Raw genomic sequence first — 18872 nt, forward strand, 5'->3', positions numbered from 1 at the left:
ATATGAACAACTTATCCCGCTCCTCCTTTCTATTGCTTTTCGCATTGCTGGGAAGTGTTGTAACCATGCGCGCCCAACAAGTTTCGGAGGGAAAGATACACCATTTTCCGAAATTCAATTCCAAGTATGTGGATCCGCGACCTATTGCGGTTTGGCTTCCGGAAGGATATTCGCCGAAGAAGAAATATGCCGTTTTGTATATGCACGATGGGCAAATGTTGTTCGATTCCACCACTACTTGGAATAAACAGGAATGGGGGGTTGATGAAACCATGAGTGAACTGATCCGAGGTAAAAAAATTCGTGAAACCATTGTGGTAGGCATTTGGAATAATGGCTCTAAGCGCCATAGTGAATATTTCCCACAAAAGCCTTTTGAGTCTATGCCGAAAGCGCGTCAAGACTCTCTTTATGCGTCTAACCGAACCAACGGGAATACGCTTTTCTCCGCAAAAATACAATCCGATCAATATCTTCGTTTTTTGGTGTATGAGTTAAAGCCGTTTATAGACCGTAGGTTTTCTACATACAAAGGACGGGCGCATACTTTTATTGCTGGCTCGAGTATGGGTGGTCTTATTTCCTTTTACGCCATCAGTGAATACCCGCATGTTTTTGGTGGTGCTGCGTGTATTTCCACCCATTGGCCGGGGGCTTTTGCGCCGGAAATGAATCCGATACCCGCGACGTTTATGGCTTATATGCAGGAAAAGCTACCCTCGCCCCAAACACACAAATTATATTTTGATTTTGGAACCGCTACGTTGGATGCGTTATATGAGCCGTATCAACAAAAGGCGGATGCGATTTTAAAAGCAAAAGGATACAACTCGGAAAACTGGCAAACCCTGAAATTTGAAGGCGAGGATCATTCGGAGCGGGCATGGCGTAAAAGATTTCATCTTCCGCTTCTTTTCCTACTGGGGACACCTAAATCCGCACGACCATAATGGGCCGAGTCGTATTGTACATCGCCACCAGCATAGATGGCTATATTGCGGGCGAACAAGGAGAAATGAACTGGTTAGAACAATTCCCGAATCCGGAAAAAGAAGACTATGGCTATGTCCATTTCTTGTCTGGCGTAGAGGCGGTGGTTATGGGACGGAAAACGTATGAGCACATTTTGTCTTTAGGTGTTGATTGGCCTTATCCAGAACAGAAAACCTATGTGGCTTCTCGAAATGGTTTTTTTAAGGTTAATACGCCGCATACGGAGGTGGTCACCTCGGAGGTAGGGCACTTTCTAAGAGGCTTGCAAGAAAAAGCCATTCAAGATATATGGCTCGTGGGCGGGGGTGAATTAAACGCCTATTGTCTGGAAGAAGGAGTTATTGACCAAATGATCCTTACCCTCATTCCCATCCTCTTGGGCAAAGGAAGGCCCTTATTTCTGCGCACACCTCAAGGCACGCCTCAAGCGTCGTCGTGGCATCTGGATCAGGTTATATCCTATCAAAATGGGGTGGTTCAGTTGATGTATCATGTCGCTACTTAATTCTTTTTTGCAGATTTTAACGGAGCATCTGATGAAAAAAATCTGGTTGATCGTGTTGCTATGGGTCGTGGTTGCCGAAAGTAGCTCTTCGCAGCCCAAAAGCCGGGCAAATGGGGTGTCTGCAAGCAAAGAGTGGGTGTCTGATTACGAAGGCTTGTTGACAAAGATCGTCACGAAAGACGGGTTGATTCGTTACCAGGTTCTCCAAAAAGAAACAACCGTTTTCCATTCCGTGCTACGTGCGATCGAAACCTATGATGCCCTAAAACTCCGTACAGATGAGCAGAAATTGGCTTTTTGGGCAGATGCGTATAATGTGCTCATGCTTAAGAACCTACTTGAGTCGCCCCATATTGCCGATATTGTCCGTTCGGGCAAGGCCGATGCTTTTTTTAAAACGCCATTTTTGGTGGGGGGAATGGGGTTGAGTTTAGACGAGATTGAGCATGGAATTTTGCGCAGACAAGCAAGCAGCCAGGTGCCAGCGTACCTACGTGTAGGAAAAGTAGATCCACGTCTTCATGTGGTTTTGAATTGTGGGGCTTTGTCTTGTCCGGCTTTTTTGCCTGCCCCACTAAGTAAGGGACCAATGGAGTTACAACTCAAAAAAGCAATGGCTGCTTTTGTAAATAGTCCGCAGCATTTTCGATTGGACAGACAAAAAAACGAATGGGTTGTTACTTCGTTAGTTCAATGGTTTGGGCCGGACTTCGATCTTTCGGGTAAAAAAGCGGGAGATTTTTTGATAGGGTTTATGTCTTCTAATCGTTCAGATTATGTCCTTCTGAAAAAAATGCTCTCTGGAAAAGAGGGAAAAACCCTTGCGGCCTTAACGCAATTCGAGGGAAAAAAAGTTCGCTTCGACTATAATTGGCAGCCCAATCGCGCCAAGGAATGACTTAGCGACGGAGTACAGCCCGCAAAAACCGCCCAATTTCACCACCCCGGATGTCTTGCGTCCCGTCTGTAAATACTTCGATCAGGTACGCCAAGTGGGCATCCTCGTCTAAAGTTGCTGCATATTCGTTAATGGCGTTTAATAAATCTCGAAGTTGCTTACCATGTAATGTAGCAGGGGAGGCAGGGTCTTGCTCTTGGATCCAGTGGGCAACTGTTTGATGGAGTGGTGCTTCGGATGCGGTATTGATCGCTTGATAGGTCCCCAAAGAATCGCCGGAAGGGGTCATGAGCATTGGCTTAGACAGCACAGGAGATGTTTTTTGGAGGAAAATAGGCTCTATCAGAATGCGTCCCAAAACGATAGCCGATTGCGGGTTTAGGGGGTATGGGAGATGGGGTGTCAGACGTTTTCCATCCAACCAAGTACCGTTATGGCTCCCCAAGTCCATAATATGCCAGAGTTCGTTTTCTAAATAGATGCGGGCATGTTTACGGCTGAGCAGGCATCCAGGGTCATCAAGCTGGATTTCGCATTGTGCCGATCGGCCCAGCGTAACCACTTCTTTTTGTATTTGAACCTCTTGAAGAAGGCCATTCAGCGTATATTTCAGTAACATATCAGCAGAAATTCCTTGGTAGCAAACAAATAAGATTCAAATCTCATGCCATAGTTTAGCAAGCATAAAAAAAAGATCGCCCATTGGTGGAATGAACGATCTTCTTAGAAGGCTGGATGGGTCCTTTTAGAAAGCAGCGCTTCCCGCAAGAACTACCCGTTGCATCGTTTTGGTAGCGATCATCGGGAGGGCCAAGGGGTTGGTTTCTTCTGGCAATTCAAAGTTTGGTTCGTCGGCATCCAACTTCACAACACGGCGTGCTTGTGAAAAACGGAGGCCGGGCGAGTTGCCATAGCTGTCCAGATTTGCAATAACCACCCGATTTCGGGTTGAGGAGATATGGAGGAATTCGTTATCGCCCACATAGATCCCTACATGACGGCCACTGCTGCTGTAGCGGGAAGAAAACAAGATGAGGTCACCAGGCTGAAGTTGACCTTTGGAAACACGTTCGCCTGCGCCAGATTGTCCGCTGGTGTTGCGGGGTACCGAAACGTCAAAAACATCTTGCATCACTTGTTGAACAAACGCCGAACAGTCAATACCACGCCGGGAAGTTCCCCCAAAACGATACGGAACACCGCGCCATTTATCCGGCATTGTACGAAGCATTGCCTTGGCACGAGAGATCGGCATCGGTTTAGGGCCGGGCATTTCCATGACCAATCCATTAACTGCACGATTTGTTACAACAACGGCGGCGGAAGAAGTTCCAACGCTTGAGAAGGCCACCAACACAACCAGACTGAGAGCAGACAATAATCGGGATGAATCCATAAAAAATAAGTTTTTGACAATCCACATGAAGATGACTGCACGTGGAACATCGGTGTAAGGAAACGATTTAGACTGCTGGTCTTAATAATGGGGTTTAAAACACATATGCAAAGATAGGCGTTTTCGGGAACCTAAACCAAATCCACAAGACGATTAAGGGGAGATGGTTCATGTTTTCTTCACTGAAAATGGACTAATTAATTAAATCTTGGCCGGAAATTTGCAAAAGAACGATCCTTCATCCGCAACATTTTCGTGTTTGTCCTTTACTTTGTATTGGCCGTTCGCGGCTATTCGCTTATATCCATTCCTAAAATCTTATGATAATGCGTTTAATTCGTCCATGCTATCTCTGGACCATTGCCCTGTTTTTCTTTGGTACCCCCTTTCTATACGGTCAGGCTTCATCCACTAAAATCACGGATATGGTTTTGACAGATATACAGGATGATGCCGCTGATGTACTTGTATTGTTTCGCGAAGTGCCAGACTTTTCGGAAGTAGCAACATTGCCCACCAAGCAGGCAATGGCCGAGATGGTATATGCCCGCCTCCGGTTGGCCGCAGACCAGTCGCAGCAGGTGGTCAAGGCTTGGTTAGACCTACACCAATTATCATACAAGGCATTTTGGGTGGTTAATGCCCTTTCGGTGACGGTTAACCGTGAACAATTAGAACAGATAGCCGCATTCCCCGAAGTTCAGCACATTACCAGTGATCGGGCGGGAATTCATATGGCCAACGTCCAGATGGAGCCTGCTGCTCCCCCTACGGGCATAGAATGGGGCATTAGCAAGACTCGTGCCGACCAAGTTTGGAGCAGCTTAGGTGTTAAGGGAAAAGGAGCGGTTGTGGGTGGATTAGATACAGGCTTTAAATGGGACCATCCGGCAATCAAATTGCAATACCGAGGTTGGGATGGGGTAAACGCATCACATGACTATAACTGGTTTGATGGTGTTAAGCAGAACAGTCCTTTGAATACAAGCGGTTCCAATCCATGCGGATTAGACCTTAAAGTACCTTGCGATGACGACAATCACGGCACGCATACGATGGGCACGATGGTTGGATTGGATGGTGAAAATGTGATTGGAATGGCGCCGGAAGCGAAATGGGTGGCCTGTCGTAATATGGAACGTGGATGGGGAGCGCCTTCTTTTTATCTGGCTTGTTTCCAGTGGATGCTGGCGCCTACCGATGTAAATGGCCAAAATCCAGACCCTTCCAAAGCCCCGCACGTGATTAATAATTCGTGGTACTGCGCACCGGAAGAAGGGTGTCCGTCGCTTACTGAACTGATTCCGTTCGAGGCTGCCGTAAATAACCTGCGTTCATCGGGTGTTATGGTGGTGGTGTCTGCCGGAAACTCTGGCCCCACCTGCGGGACGGTCCAGTATGGCCCTGCTATTTTTGAAAAATCGTTTAGTGTGGCTGCAACAAATGTGAACAACGAAGCGGCTTCTTTTAGTTCACGTGGATTGGTCACTTTTGATGCCAGCAACCGGATGAAGCCCAATATTGCTGCACCCGGACACAATGTGCGTTCTAGTATTAGAGGCGATGCTTATGCGGCGTTTAGTGGAACCAGCATGGCGGGTCCGCATGTGGCTGGCATGGTTGCATTGATGATCTCGGCGAATCCCAAATTGGCGGGACATGTGGATCAGATCGAACAAATTATTAAAGAGACAGCCGTACCCCATACAACTACCGAGATCTGTGGTGGTGTTCCAGGTTCGCAAATCCCCAATCCGGTTTTTGGATATGGGCGAATAGACGCCTTAGCGGCAGTAAATAAGGCCCTTTTGGTTGCTAATGAAACCGAAGAGCAGCCTCAGCAATTTGTCCTTACGCCTCCTTATCCCAATCCATTTAATCCTGTTACCCGATTAACCCTTACGGTTGAAAAGGCAGAACGGGTAAATGTGTCGGTTTTTGATGCGCTTGGTCGGAAAGTAGCAGAACTCTTTAATGGCGTATTGGCTGCACAGGAAACCAAGTCCTTTTTGTTTGAAGCCGAGAACTTGGCGAATGGCCTTTACTTCATTCGTGCAACGGGCACCACGCAATCGCACGTCCGATCGGCCACACTGCTTAAATAATGAGAGGGACATGGGGCCGCAAACCGTCGTTTCGGAAGATTGGTTGCAAGCGCGGCTTGCAGAAGTGTTGGGACATCCAAGGGCGCCAAAGTGGAATTTTTCCTGTTCCGACCAATTAACCCCTTCCGATGCAATACCCTTACGGATGTTAGGGCAAAAAATGCAGATGTATGCCGATAGAAAGACTGCGGATTTGCCGTTTCTGCCAGATTGGCTCTTGTCTTGGTTATTGGAGAAGCGGGAGGTAACACCTGCTTTGCAAGAACGAATCCCTGTGGGCTTTGGTGTCTTAACTCATTGGATGGATTTACCCACTTCCAGTCGAGGCGACCTGGTAGCGCATCTGGCACAGTGGGTTGCGGAAGATGTGTCATACGATCAAATGATGATTTACGGAAGTTCCGGTACAACGGGTACGCCGTTATTGATCCCTAAGACGCCTTATGCTGTTGCTCGCTATCAGTTGGCCCTTCAATGCGCCTTTTTGGCATATGGAATAGATCTTACATTTCATGCAGGAACGGTGGGCAATGCGCTATTGTGCGCACAGCGAAATACCATTATGTATGCGGCTCCGCTATCAACATGGGGAAGCAGCATTCATATGAAGGTTAACCTCCATGATAATGCTTGGCGACACCCTTCTGACCGCATCGCATTTTTGACCGAATATGATCCACCTGTTTTGACCGGAGACCCCATTTCCTTTGCCGAGTTGTTGCGGTTAGCGATACCTTTACGTCCCAAGGTCTTTGTTTCTACGGCGCTCCAGATGTCTTCTTCCCTCAAAAATGCTCTTACCGATCGCTATGGATGCCCTGTGATTGATTTTTATGCGATGAACGAAACAGGGCCGATTGCCTTTGCTTGTCCGAATGATCAAGGATTTCATGTATGTATGCCGGATCTATTTGTGGAAGTTTTGGATGATTTGGGTGTGCCTGTGGGGGAGGAGGAATGCGGCGAAGTGACGGTTACGGGTGGCGGGAATGATTTTTTGCCGCTATTGCGTTATCGAACGGGAGATAGGGCGCAGTACGTGACGGGAAGGTGTATTTGTGGCAGTCACTTGCCCCGACTATATGGGTTACAAGGTCGCAAAGCCGTTCCGCTTTTCCATAAAAACGGAACATTGGTGAACGAAGTGGATGTCTCTAAAATTATCCGTTATTGGCCAGTGGTGGCTTTTTCATTATACCAAAACCAACATTTGGACGTACAGATTTCTATTCGCTGGCTAGAACATCCGCCCGCAGATGTTTCGGGGCTGGTGTCGGAATTAGCGGTCTTGTTTGGTGGGGTGCGGGTTACCCTACATAAGGATAAAAAAATAGGGCAAGAACGAAAGCCCTTGCCCTTTAATTCGTGGTATGAGGACGTCCCCCGTTCGTCCTAAAGCTCGTTCCGAATGATGCGGAAGAAATGGTCGAATCGAGGGCGGGCTTTCTCGATATCCCAAGAGAACAAGATGAAAATAGCTTTCCCCACGATGTGGTTTTCTGGGACAAATCCCCAGAAACGGCTGTCTTCCGAGTCGTCGCGGTTATCCCCCATCATCCAGTAATAGTTCATGCTAAACGTATAACGATTGGTTTTTACCCCGTCTATTTCGAAGGTGTTGTTGCCAAGGTATTTAAGTTGATGGCCTTCATATGTTGTAATGACGCGGTAGAACATCAACCAATTTTCCTCCGTCAGGGTAATGGTTGAGCCAGCTTTAGGAATCCAGACTGGACCAAATTGGTGTGGATTCCAGTTATTGCCTTTGGGAAACATGATGGAGGGCATGGCCACATCTTTTTCGTATAACGCAGGTGTCACCGAGGTGATGTAACCATCCTGAATCATTTTTTGTGCTTCATTCCACGTCATGTTGTCGTCCAAAGTGGTTTTATTGCCGTCTTGATAATTAATGGTCCACTTTTGTTGCATATTTAAGGGCTGGTTCAATTTCTTGCCATTAATAAACACCTGCTTATTTTCGATTTTCAGGGAATCTCCGGGCATACCAATCAGGCGTTTAAGGTAGGGCGTTTTGTAGTCCACAACATTTTCTTCAGGGGGCAGGTTGAAAATCACCACATCACCCCGTTTGATGCTACTGAAGCCGGGTAAACGGTAATAGGGGAACGTGATGGATTTTATGGGGATATTTATCAAGGGAATTCCCAACGTCATGGGCAGGCGTGGGCCATAGTGCAAATTGGAGGAAATGATGTACTCGCCCGCCATTACCTCACCTTCCATCGAGGGAGTCGGGACGACAAAAAAGCCGAAGAGCAGATTTCGAAAAATCACCACAAACGTAACGGCAAAAACAATGGTCTCAACCCACTCGCGTAGAACACTTTTCTTGGGTTGGTTTTTTTCCGCTTCCCTTGATTGGCGGCGGGAGATGGTTGGGGTTTTGGTCTTATTTGGGGTTGACATCAGAAGAAAAAAGTTTTATGTACATTAAACAATGGTTCGGCTTACGCAAACGAACGAGAATGTTGCACATTCGGTTACTCGATTTTCAGGAAGATACGCTCCATTCGAGGGATTCCTGTTTGCGAATCTGACGAATACAATACCCGTGTTGCTTTTCCGATAAGGTGATCTTCCGGAACAAATCCCCAAGACTTGCTATCAGAAGAAGCGTCGCGGTTGTCACCCAAGACAAAATAATAATTTTGACGGAAGGTGTATGTTCGGATGTGTTTGCCGTTGATCCACAGTTGTTGGTTTTTCCAAACAACCTTCTTGTTTCTCTCAAACCGAGTAATTATGGCTTGATACAAGGGCCAATTATTATTATCTACTTCTACTTGTTGATTTTTACGTGGGATATTGATGGGTCCATATTCATCATATGAGAACCCCGAATGTGCGGGGAAAATCTGGTCTGGCAAGGCTTTTCGAATGTATGGAGCGGCCATCGAGACATAGGGCAATCTTTTGAGGGATTCGATGGCGGCCACCGATGCCGAGACCAGTAAAACATTGGGCGAAATGCGGTAACGAATCTTTAGGTCCAACGCTTCGATACGTGCAGGAGGAAGGACCGTTTCTTCGTCAATAAGTGTGACGAGCCATTCTTGCGTTTGTAGAGACGTAAGTGGAACAGGCTTTCCGTTGATGCTTAGTTGCTTTTCACGTATCTGTAGCGAGTCGCCGGGCATCCCCACCACCCGTTTAACATAGGCCGTTTTGAGGTCTGTGGTGCGGTTTTCGGGCGGGTAATTGAAGACAATGATGTCATTACGCTGGATATTGCCTAAGCCTGGCAAACGGAAATAAGGCAAAACATCCTCCGACAACACCCAATTGGTAAAAGGAACCGACAGGGATTGGGGAAGTCTGGCACCATACGCCACCTTCGAGACCAGAATCAGGTCTCCACTTAACAAACTATAAGACATCGAAGAAGAGGAAACGCCAAAAGGGACAAACAGGAACAACCGCACTAGAAAAGACACCAGCAAAAAAAACAAGGCTATCCTGAAGGATCTGCGAAGATCCCTCAGGAAGGGCCTCTTTGGAATAGGTGGTTCGGTTTTGTGGGTTAGCATATAGGGGCGTTATAATCGGTAGGCCGCTCCGTAAATTCCAGACCGACAGACCTATTGCACAAGATGGATCGTCTGGGCTGTTTTCTTGATAGAGTAGCCGCGTGTAACAAAGAAAAAGGCGCACACAAGTACGCCCTTTTGCATGTTAATAAAGGGCTTACCGGACTAAGCTCCATCCTTTCTGAATCATTTGCTGGGCCTTTTTGTACTTCACTTCTACTACTTCACCGGTTGTCGGGTTCATAACCTTCACTTGGTCGTTTCGGCTGATTTTTTCTTCTTTGTTCCGAACAATAGGGGCTTGTTTAACGGTTGGGTCTTCTTTTGCCTGACCTTCCTTGTACACATCATCGGCGCCTACCCCAAAGCCGCTTTCTGCTTTTGCTTGCGTTGCCTTTGCGCGTTTACTATCGAGACGGGATGTTTTCCTAATCGTTTCGGCGCGTTCCCGTTCTTGTACCAACAGGCCAGAACGGAATACAATACTGAGTGCTTGTTTGTTCAGGTCGTTTAACAAGTCGGAAAAGAGGCTAAAAGCTTCCACTTTATATTCAACCAAGGGGTCTTTCTGACCATAGGCACGAAGGTAAATGCCTTCTTTCAGGTCATCCAATTCTCGGAGGTGTTCCACCCAACGGTCATCAATGGTGGAAAGAATGGCAGCACGTTCCAGTGCATCGTTCACTTCTTGGCCACCAGTAGCCAGCACTTGTGCTACGTCCACCACCACCCGCAGGATTTTTAGCCCGTCGGTAAAGTCCACCACAATCTTTTCTGGTGGTTCTACCGCATTTTTAATCATTTGCTGAACGCCATGATGAAAACTCTCGGCTAGCAGTTGGCGTTTGGCATGGTAGGCCGCTTCTGCTTGTTTATAGACAGATTGCGCGAGGGCTTTTTCGGTAATGCTTTGGAATGTAGCCGCGTCTAACTCCAAGATAAGGGCAAACTGTCGCAAGACTTCATCGCGCAAGCCATCGAAGTCTTTCGAGGGCACATATTGGCGGGCAATCTCGTCACAGGTATCTTGAAGCATCTGCAAAACATCGCCTCGTAGCCGTTCCCCTTTTAAGGCGTGCATCCGACGGTCATAGATTACATGGCGTTGTGCATTCAAAACATCATCAAATTCCAACTGACGCTTCCGGGTAGAAAAATGGTTTTGTTCCACCTTGGTCTGTGCACGCTCTATGCTCTTGGTCACCCAAGGGTGCGTAATGACCTCTCCTTCCTCCATGCCCATTTTGTCCATCACCTTAGCCGTTCGGTCGTGTCCGAAAAGCCGCATGAGGTCATCTTCTAACGAGACATAAAACTGACTCTCCCCCGGATCGCCTTGGCGCCCAGAACGTCCGCGTAATTGGAGGTCTATTCGACGGCTTTCGTGGCGCTCGGTACCCAAAATCGCCAATCCACCCAAATTGGAAATACCTTGTGCCAATTTTATATCCGTTCCCCGTCCCGCCATGTTGGTGGCAATGGTTACTGCACCACGCTGGCCAGCCTCTGCAACAATGAGCGCTTCCGCTTTGGCCCGATCCACTTTTGCATTCAAAACATTGTGTTTAATGCCTTTACGCGTAAGCAAACGGCTAAGCATTTCGGAAACTTCAACCGAAGTGGTACCGACAAGAACGGGTTGCCCGCGTTGTTGGTATTCCGCAATTTTGTCTAATACCGCGTTATACTTCTCGCGTTTGGTCCGGAAAACCAAGTCTTCCAAATCCTTACGGGTAATGTTGCGGTTGGTCGGGATAACATTTACTTCCAACTTGTAAATAGAGAAGAATTCAGCTGATTCGGTCTCGGCGGTACCTGTCATACCCGCAAGTTTGGCATAGAGCCGGAAATAGTTTTGCAGCGTAATGGTGGCATAGGTTTGGGTAGCCGCCTGTACCTTCACATTCTCTTTGGCCTCTATTGCTTGGTGTAATCCATCGGAGTAACGGCGTCCGGGCAAAACCCGTCCGGTTTGTTCATCTACAATCAGGATTTTATCTTCTTCTACAATGTACTCAACGTCTTTTTCGTAATAGGTATATGCGCGGAGTAATTGGTTAATGGCATGTATGCGGTCTGCCTTTTCCGAGACCTCGGCATACAATTGACGTTCCTTTTCCTGACGATTTAGTTCGGCCCGCCGCAGGATTTCTCGTCGGACGTTGTCCCGTTCTTCGCCCTCGAGATCGGTCCAGTCTTTGTCGGCGGCAGCGATTTCAACCTCAATTTCGGCTTTAATACGGGCAATGCCTTCGCCTACATCGGGGAGTACAAAGAAGTTCTCGTCGTGATTGGCCAATTGTGCCACATACTTCCGACCCATTTCGGTCATTTCTAACGAGTGGTTTTTCTCGTCAACGGCATAATATAGAGCTTCATCTACCTCTGGCATGCGCTTAGCATTGTCCTGCAAGTAGAAATACTCGGTTTTTTGTAGAAGTGGAGAAACGCCAGATTCTGTCTTTAGCTTGGTGAGGGCTTTGTTTTTGGGAAATCCTCGGTGCGCACGTAACAAGGCCAAGCCAGCCTCATCGGTTTTATTGGCTGCGAGGTGTTTTTCGGCATCGGCCACAAAACGTGCTACCAATCGGACTTGGGCATCTACAAGTTTTTGTACAAAAGGTTTATATTGCGCAAATTGGCCTTCGGTGGCTTGAGGAACTGGTCCGGAGATGATCAGTGGTGTTCTTGCCTCATCAATCAATACTGAGTCAATTTCGTCCACAATGGCAAAGTTGTGCGCTCGCTGCATCAAGTGTTCGGGCTCAACCACAAAAGAGTTATCCCGTAGATAGTCAAAACCAAATTCGTTATTCGTTCCATAGGTGATATCCGCATCGTAGGCCGCTTTACGGCTTTCCGAATGAGGCTCACTTTGGTCAATACATCCAACCTTAAGGTCATGGAACTCGAAAATGGGACGCATCCACTCCATGTCCCGTTGAGCCAGATATGGGTTAACCGTAACAAGGTGTACTCCACGCCCCGAAAGTGCATTTAAATAAACAGGAGCAACGGCAACCAAGGTCTTGCCTTCACCCGTTTTCATTTCTGCAATCCGTCCTTTGTGAAGGACAATACCACCGAGTAACTGAACATCGTAGGGTACCATGTCCCACCGGATCATGGTGCCGCCAGCCATCCATTCTTTCCCCACAAAACGCCGACAGGTTTCTTTAATCACTGCAAAGGCCTCGGGTAGGATCTGATCTAAGGTTATTTGCAAGGTATCTTGCCATTCCTTGTCTAATTTCTCGATTTCCTGATACAAGGCCATTCGGTCTTCCAAAGACAATTCTGCTACGGGAGCGCCATCGCCGCTACTATCCAGCATCCCGCGTAGGCGCAACTCAATGGCTTGTTTGTCGGCTTCAATCTCTTCAAGGGCCTTTCGGATGACGGATTTGAACCCGACGGTTTTGGCCCGCAATTCCTCATCGGTTAGGTTTTGGAGTGTATTATAGTGGTCGTTAATTTCGTCCACAAGGGGCCAAAGTTTCTTGAGTTCCCGTTCATTTGGCGAACCGCCAAAAACCTTTTGAATGAATTTTAACATGTTGAATCTTTATCGAATGGTCATCGCCAGAGCGATTATTTTGAATACAGTCTTTTAAAATAAGAAAAATGAAACCAAATTTGGATTCAAATAAAGCCCATAAGACGTAATTTTAGCCGATACGTTCCATTCTTCCGGCGCGGCCTTCTGAAATAGACGGTTTTTTCATGTGTGGCAGGCGGGAGGCTCCACCGTTTAACCCCTAAAATTGATGCAACAGGTATTGTTATACATGGTTCAACTGGTTGGGTTGGCTTGTCTCATTGGGGGGAGTATGGGGTGCGAACAATTTAATCAGCCGGTGACGCTCGATGCGTTGCCTTTGCCGAAGTTATTGATTATCAATAGTATTTTTTCTCCAGATACGTTTTGGGAAGTATCTGTCACTCTTCCGAAGGAGCGGTTTGAAGACGATACCGCCACGTCGTATTTTGCAGATGCTACCGTTCGGATTTTTGGGAATGACCAATTGGTAGAAACGCTTCCTTTTGTCGTATCCTGTGCGTGTTATCGTTCTTCCTCCCAAAAACCGCAGCCCGGAGTGGGGTATCGTCTGGAAGTGTCCGCTTCGGGATATCCTACCGCAACAGCCTTTAGCCAACTTCCACAACGGTTGACGTTAGACCAAGAGACGGTTGTTATGAGCCACTCGACCGAACGGGGGCCACAAAATACCGTAAATCGGCGATTATCGGCTTTGGTCGCTATGACCTTTACCGATTCGCCTGTGGTGGGTGATCGGTATATGATTGCCATATCGCAGGAAACAGACACCGCATCGGGGAATCATACGTTTCCGACAGTGGTTACAGGTTATCGTTTTAAAACAACCAGTGAATGGTTGGCGACCTCTGGTGCGTTTAACGACGAACTATCCGGCGACGAAGACCGAAGGCGCATCGCGCCCTTTTTAGATACGGGGATGGAAGGGCAGCAAATCAAAATTCCTATTACATTTTCTGGTTATACCCTGCGATATCGGGAAGCCCAGACCACCGATGGAGCCAAATTGTTTACCGACCGCATGAAATACCGGATAATGATTGCCCGTCTCTCCCCTGAGTTGTACTTGTATGAGCGCTCGGTGATAGACCAGCGGACGTTCTCGGATGTTCCTATCGTAGAACCTGTTCCAATATATTCCAATATAAGTGATGGAATTGGTGTCTTTGCTGGTTATGCTGGAACGTCTATCACGGTTCAGTAGCCGGAGGTATAAAACAGGCGTCGCAGGGGCAAGCCGTTCGTAATAAATCCCAGCGATACATGCCTGCATTGTGTCCATCTTCCCAAGTAATCCGCATCGCGTGATGACCGATGGGTTCTACTTTTGAAATAGAATGAACTTGTAGTGCGGGCAACCGGAAGAGTATCACGTCAAACGAGTCACGCATGTTTTCGTGCCCGCCACGACATCCGGCACAAGGACACTCTCGCCGTAAGCCATCTAATGGGTAAACACTGCTATGGCCGTCTGTCCAGATAATTTCTAATACTTGATCCGAAGTTTTAACTTTTACCGATCGGGGAGTGAATGTTGTCATATGCATCTATTTACGAACCTGAAACGTGCCTGTACGTACTGTGGGCCCTGCCTGAATACGGTATAGGTATAGTCCGGCAGGCCAATTTTGGGCGCGAATCGGCCATTCATGTGTACCCGAGGGCATATAGCCAGTTTGAAGTGTGCCGACTTCGCGGCCAAGTACATCAAAGATTGCCACACCAACGTGCTGCGCCTGATCAAGGGTCAGCCGCAGTTGTGCTTGTGTGGAAAAAGGATTGGGGAAGACCGAAATTTGACCAAACGATGATGGAACCTCCTGTTCATTGTCAACCAAATTGCTCTTTGGTCGGACAATGAAGACGCCCTGGTTGATGCAGTTTATGGTGATGGCATCATTTTTATGAAAAGCATACACATTCCAAGCGCCATCATAAACGGGGGAATCATTTTCCGGTACACAATCAAAATAACCTATTTCTTTGGGATTGTTTGGATCTATGACATCCAAAATTCTTAACCCTGCGGTATAATTTGCCTGATATAAATAACGGCCTTTTACATATTGATTGTGGTCAATGGCAGATGAAAAGCTAAAGTACTCCTTTGCGAGAACCGGCCGCAAGAGGTCTTCTACATTCATGATAATGGTTCGGGTGGCATTGCCCGTATAACCTCTCGATTCATCAAACTCGTCGTCTATAAAAATATATCGGTGGTCTGGGGTGATCCAGCCTTGATGAACATATCCGACGTTCGGATACGTGGTGACAGAGAGGGATTTGGCGTTGGATTTATCTGTAACATCAATGATATTGACAGCCGTTTCGGCATAAGCAAAACATAGCTCTCGTCCAGTATAGCGGGTATCCGGTCCATGGTAATGGATACATTGGGCGTCATGGATGTACCCCGTTCCCGCCCCTCCGGTTCTGGGTTCCGAAAAACACCCCACAAACTGGGGTTGGAGTGGGTTTCGGATATCCACCATATGCAAACCGCCTCCACAACTGGGGCTGGAACCATTCGTTCCTACCAGATAAGCAAATCCAGAAGTTTCATTGATCACAATGTCATGTACATTGGCGGCTCCGGTGTAATGTGCAGACGCGCTAAAGGTTACCGGTGGGCTTAGCACGCCAAGCAATTGATGCAAATCGAAAACCTGCATTCCATGTGGCCCTGCTGCATCTCCCACGATAAAGGCATAATGCTGATAGGTTTTGATTTCCCGCCAAATATTGGGTATCGTACCAGTGGGAATAGGCAACATACCCAAATAAACAGGCTTTTCCGGATTGGTAATCTCGATGAAAGAGGTCCCGTCAGACGTTCCTGCCAGCATAAACTCTCTTCCCGACCCAGGATCGGTCCAACCCCAACTACCAGACAATTCGCCCTCCACAGTGCCATCTTTTACCTTTAGTCCCACTGCATGTCTAGGAAGATAAGCAAGTAGGTCTATATTTTTACATGGGTATCCAGAGGCAAATTCGTTGTTACAGGAAACTTTTCCAAGAATCGGACTGGTAAGGCCCTGGGCGGGTAGGGTTTGGCGATGTGCGCCGAAGCACAAGAGAATAATGGCAATAAATCGGAATTTGTTCATAGCGGCAACGTGAATCGGGGATCGGTTTTGTTATTTTTGTATCAAACCCATAAACTACGGTGTTTCCAAAGAGGTTGCCAAATTTTCTGGACATCCCCCTTGCTGTTTTGTTTTATAGCGGGCGGTACGCTAAAAACATTGCCTTAACGGAAGATGCTTTACCAGCAAATTTGACGTATCTTTCGCCAACCTCACGATGTTTCCATGCCGATCAACCTCCAATACATTTTATCCTTTGTTGTATTGTGCTTTTCTGCACACTATATCGGAAAGTTGTTTTCGGCTTTCCGTTTGCCCTATATCACGGGTTATTTATTTGCCGGGGCTTTGGTAGGATCTTCGGGCTTGGGTCTGTTGCCCCACGAAGCGAATGCATCATTACTCTTTATCAATCAAGCGGCCTTAGGGTTGATTGCATTTATTGCAGGGAGCGAGCTTTATCTAAGAGAACTCCGAAAACAGGTCAAAACCATCGTTCTGATTGCGGCGGGCATCATCAGTGTGATGCTTTTGGTGGGAAGCCCGCTCATCTTTTTGCTCAGTCACTATATTCCTTTTACACAAGGTTTTGATGCCTCTTCCAAATGGGCTGTTGCTTTATTGGGGGCCACCATCTTGCTGGCTTTGTCGCCCCCATCAACCATTGCTGTGATAAAGGAAGTGCGTGCAAAAGGACCCTTTACACGGACGGCACTAAGTGTCACGGTGGTAATAGATGTGGCCATCGTTTTTTGTTTTGCCCTTAGTGTAAACTTTGTAGAACCGCTGTTGGATGCAAGTAAGGGTATTGATCTTCGGTTTATTTTATTGATTATACTGGACTTAATGCTTGCTCTGGGTGTTGGATATTTGACCGGATTTGTCTTGAAACAAGTCTTGTTATTCCGAATTCCGAATGCCAGTAAAATGGCGCTCATTTTGTTCTTGGGCTATGCCATTTTTTGGATGTCGAAAACCATTAAGGGCTATACCATTGCTCAGGGACCTTTCCCAATACATATTGAGCCGCTGTTGACGGCGATGATTGCGGGGATTTATGTGACCAACTTTACGGCGCACCGCGATTTATTTGAGGAATTGCTGCACGACCTCAGTGTGCCGGTCTATGTGGCATTTTTTACGCTAACGGGCTTGGTACTCGAAGCCTCCTTGCTTTGGGCCATGTTGCCTTTTGCAGCCCTATTGTTCGTTACCCGTGCATTGAGCATTTACATAGGATCGAACCTTGGGGGGCGATTGGCCAACGCGCCGAAGCAGTTTAGCGCCTTGTCTTGGATGGCGTTTATCACGCAAGCAGGCATTGCCCTGGGGCTTTCGGCAGAAGCCGCCATGCACTTCCCTAGATTGGGCATTGCTTTCCAAACCCTGATTGTCTCGGTGATTTTGCTGAATGAAATTTTTGGCCCACTTTTCCTTAAAAATGTACTTCGGATGGTGGGCGAGGCCAACGAACCTTCGGATGTGAAGGAAAAGCCCACCCAAAGACGGGCCGCTATTCTGGGGATTGATGGGCAATCTATCACGTTGGCGCGGCAGTTGGTACAAAGTGGATGGCAAGTTGTGATGTGCGATGCCGATTCGGTTCGGGTGCAATTGGTGTCGGGAAAATCCATCCAACCCGGGATCGAAGCGCAGCACATGTCTTTTTTAAGCAAACAGGCCATCGAGCGGCTTCTTTCCAAAGCCCCAGATGCCTTTGTGGTGATGTTAGAGACCGACCGAGAGAACTTACGGGCTTGCAAATGGGTGCGCGAAGAATCTGAACTCCGGCTCATTGTCCGCCTACACTCTGCTTCGGTGGCAGAACAATTCCGCTCGCTCAATGTATTTGTTTTGGATCAGACCTCGGCCATGGTAAACCTTATCCAACAAGCAGTCGTGGCCCCTCAGTCCACCGCCTTGCTCATGCACGAAGACACACAGCGGCAAATCCGGCAAATAAAAGTAACCAATACCAATATAGACAATACCTTGGTAAGGGATTTGCGCCTCCCAGCAGATGTGCTGTTGCTGGATGTGATCCGTGAGGAGGCCGTGATGGTTCCCAATGGCTACACCCGCATCCGCGTCGGAGATGAAATGACGGTTATTGGCCATCCAGAAGACTTGGATTTGGTGACGATGCGGCTGGGGTATTGATCGCTTTTGGTTTATCTGGATGACTTGTCCATATGCCTGCATTGGTATAAATTGGACACAAAATCACAAATTGTTCCCCATTTGCCGTTTTGTTTATGCGCCCAAACCCTGGAATCTTTCTTCACCCAAAAGCCGTGCTTTATTCTTTTCCCACCATGTTGCGTTAATTTCTTCGCTAAGTGCTTCAAAATCATCGCTAAGCTCCGCTTTTTGCACCAAAGAATTGAAACGATACATTTTAAGCATTTCGATGACTTCGCTTTTATCCATGATGTTTTTGTCTAAGTACGGGGACAAAAATAATTGACTACTATTTTAATACCCCTAAAAATACATGGGTAGAAAATTAGAGATCAATTTAAGCGCAAAACAGCGTGCAGAACTGGAACATGGCTATCGAAATGGCAAGAGCCACGCATTTCGTCAGCGTTGCCAGATGGTTTTGTTAAAATCGGAAAGTCGTTTTAGCAAAGACATCGCAGCGATGGTAGGGATTGAAAGCCAAACCCAGATTAATGCATGGGTTCGGCGTTACAAAGAAGGTTACGAAACGGAAGGTCTTCAGGTTTTGCATAACAAGGCGGGTCAGGGCCGGAAGCCCAAATTAGACGTGGTT

16 protein-coding genes are annotated in these 18872 nt (G+C 47.3%); 8 read left to right on the forward strand and 8 right to left on the reverse strand.

Features of this window, described 5'->3' with window-relative positions:
* The first annotated feature begins 2 nt into the window (after nt 1–2).
* Genes JNN12_07560 through JNN12_07570 form a run of 3 tightly spaced genes read left to right on the forward strand, consistent with a single transcriptional unit; the run spans nt 3 to nt 2396 of the window.
* Entirely contained in the window at nt 3–950 is a 948-nt protein-coding gene (locus JNN12_07560; GenBank protein ID MBL7978183.1) for an alpha/beta hydrolase, read from the forward strand.
* Nucleotides 950–1498, forward strand: a complete 549-nt coding sequence (locus JNN12_07565; protein MBL7978184.1) for a dihydrofolate reductase — start codon at nt 950–952, stop codon at nt 1496–1498. The genes JNN12_07560 and JNN12_07565 overlap by 1 nt, the downstream gene beginning before the upstream one ends.
* Nucleotides 1499–1529: 31 nt before the next feature.
* Nucleotides 1530–2396, forward strand: coding sequence for a DUF547 domain-containing protein (locus JNN12_07570; protein MBL7978185.1), 867 nt, complete (start codon nt 1530–1532; stop codon nt 2394–2396).
* Nucleotide 2397: 1 nt separating this feature from the next.
* On the opposite strand, the gene JNN12_07575 is transcribed toward JNN12_07570, so the two are convergent.
* A complete protein-coding gene (locus tag JNN12_07575; protein ID MBL7978186.1) occupies nt 2398–3015 on the reverse strand; it encodes an FHA domain-containing protein in 618 nt (205 codons plus the stop codon).
* Nucleotides 3016–3141: 126 nt separating this feature from the next.
* On the reverse strand, nt 3142–3792 hold the full coding sequence (locus JNN12_07580) for a C40 family peptidase (protein ID MBL7978187.1): 651 nt from the start codon (nt 3790–3792) through the stop codon (nt 3142–3144).
* A gap of 320 nt (nt 3793–4112) precedes the next feature.
* Here JNN12_07580 and JNN12_07585 point away from each other — a divergent pair, with 320 nt between their 5' ends.
* Together JNN12_07585 and JNN12_07590 are read left to right on the forward strand one after the other, a co-directional pair.
* Complete coding sequence (locus JNN12_07585; GenBank protein ID MBL7978188.1) at nt 4113–5897, forward strand: S8 family serine peptidase; 1785 nt, start codon at nt 4113–4115, stop codon at nt 5895–5897.
* A 10-nt stretch (nt 5898–5907) separates the two neighbouring features.
* Nucleotides 5908–7293: a hypothetical protein gene (locus JNN12_07590; protein MBL7978189.1), complete on the forward strand. Its 1386-nt coding sequence runs from the start codon at nt 5908–5910 to the stop codon at nt 7291–7293.
* Here the strand turns inward: JNN12_07590 and lepB (JNN12_07595) are convergent.
* From lepB (JNN12_07595) to secA, 3 genes are all read right to left on the reverse strand, one after another.
* Nucleotides 7290–8327 (reverse strand): signal peptidase I, encoded by a 1038-nt coding sequence (gene lepB / locus JNN12_07595; GenBank protein ID MBL7978190.1) that lies wholly within the window; start codon nt 8325–8327, stop codon nt 7290–7292. The genes JNN12_07590 and lepB (JNN12_07595) overlap by 4 nt on opposite strands.
* Before the next feature lie 74 nt (nt 8328–8401).
* Entirely contained in the window at nt 8402–9361 is a 960-nt protein-coding gene (gene lepB, locus JNN12_07600) for a signal peptidase I (GenBank protein MBL7978191.1), read from the reverse strand.
* Nucleotides 9362–9605: 244 nt separating this feature from the next.
* The gene (gene secA, locus JNN12_07605) at nt 9606–13004 is read right to left on the reverse strand and encodes a preprotein translocase subunit SecA (protein ID MBL7978192.1); all 3399 of its coding nucleotides are present in this window, start codon (nt 13002–13004) and stop codon (nt 9606–9608) included.
* Between the two features lie 211 nt (nt 13005–13215).
* Between secA and JNN12_07610 the strand changes: the two genes are divergently transcribed.
* Nucleotides 13216–14211 carry a DUF4249 domain-containing protein gene (locus JNN12_07610; protein ID MBL7978193.1) on the forward strand — a complete coding sequence of 332 codons (996 nt, stop codon included), beginning with the start codon at nt 13216–13218 and terminating at the stop codon, nt 14209–14211.
* Here JNN12_07610 and JNN12_07615 read toward each other — a convergent pair.
* Together JNN12_07615 and JNN12_07620 are read right to left on the reverse strand one after the other, a co-directional pair.
* Complete coding sequence (locus tag JNN12_07615; GenBank protein ID MBL7978194.1) at nt 14198–14548, reverse strand: DUF971 domain-containing protein; 351 nt, start codon at nt 14546–14548, stop codon at nt 14198–14200. The two genes, JNN12_07610 and JNN12_07615, sit on opposite strands and share 14 nt — an antisense overlap.
* Before the next feature lie 6 nt (nt 14549–14554).
* On the reverse strand, nt 14555–16117 hold the full coding sequence (locus tag JNN12_07620) for a choice-of-anchor B family protein (GenBank protein MBL7978195.1): 1563 nt from the start codon (nt 16115–16117) through the stop codon (nt 14555–14557).
* Between the two features lie 204 nt (nt 16118–16321).
* Between JNN12_07620 and JNN12_07625 the strand changes: the two genes are divergently transcribed.
* Nucleotides 16322–18256, forward strand: coding sequence for a cation:proton antiporter (locus JNN12_07625; protein ID MBL7978196.1), 1935 nt, complete (start codon nt 16322–16324; stop codon nt 18254–18256).
* Nucleotides 18257–18349: 93 nt separating this feature from the next.
* Here JNN12_07625 and JNN12_07630 read toward each other — a convergent pair whose 3' ends face one another.
* Nucleotides 18350–18526, reverse strand: coding sequence for a hypothetical protein (locus JNN12_07630; GenBank protein MBL7978197.1), 177 nt, complete (start codon nt 18524–18526; stop codon nt 18350–18352).
* A gap of 64 nt (nt 18527–18590) precedes the next feature.
* Here JNN12_07630 and JNN12_07635 point away from each other — a divergent pair.
* Nucleotides 18591–18872: hypothetical protein (locus JNN12_07635; protein ID MBL7978198.1), on the forward strand; the 282-nt coding region annotated here is incomplete at its 3' end.

The sequence above is a fragment of the Bacteroidetes Order II. bacterium genome (assembly GCA_016788705.1).
Lineage (GTDB): Bacteria > Bacteroidota > Rhodothermia > Rhodothermales > UBA2364 > UBA2364.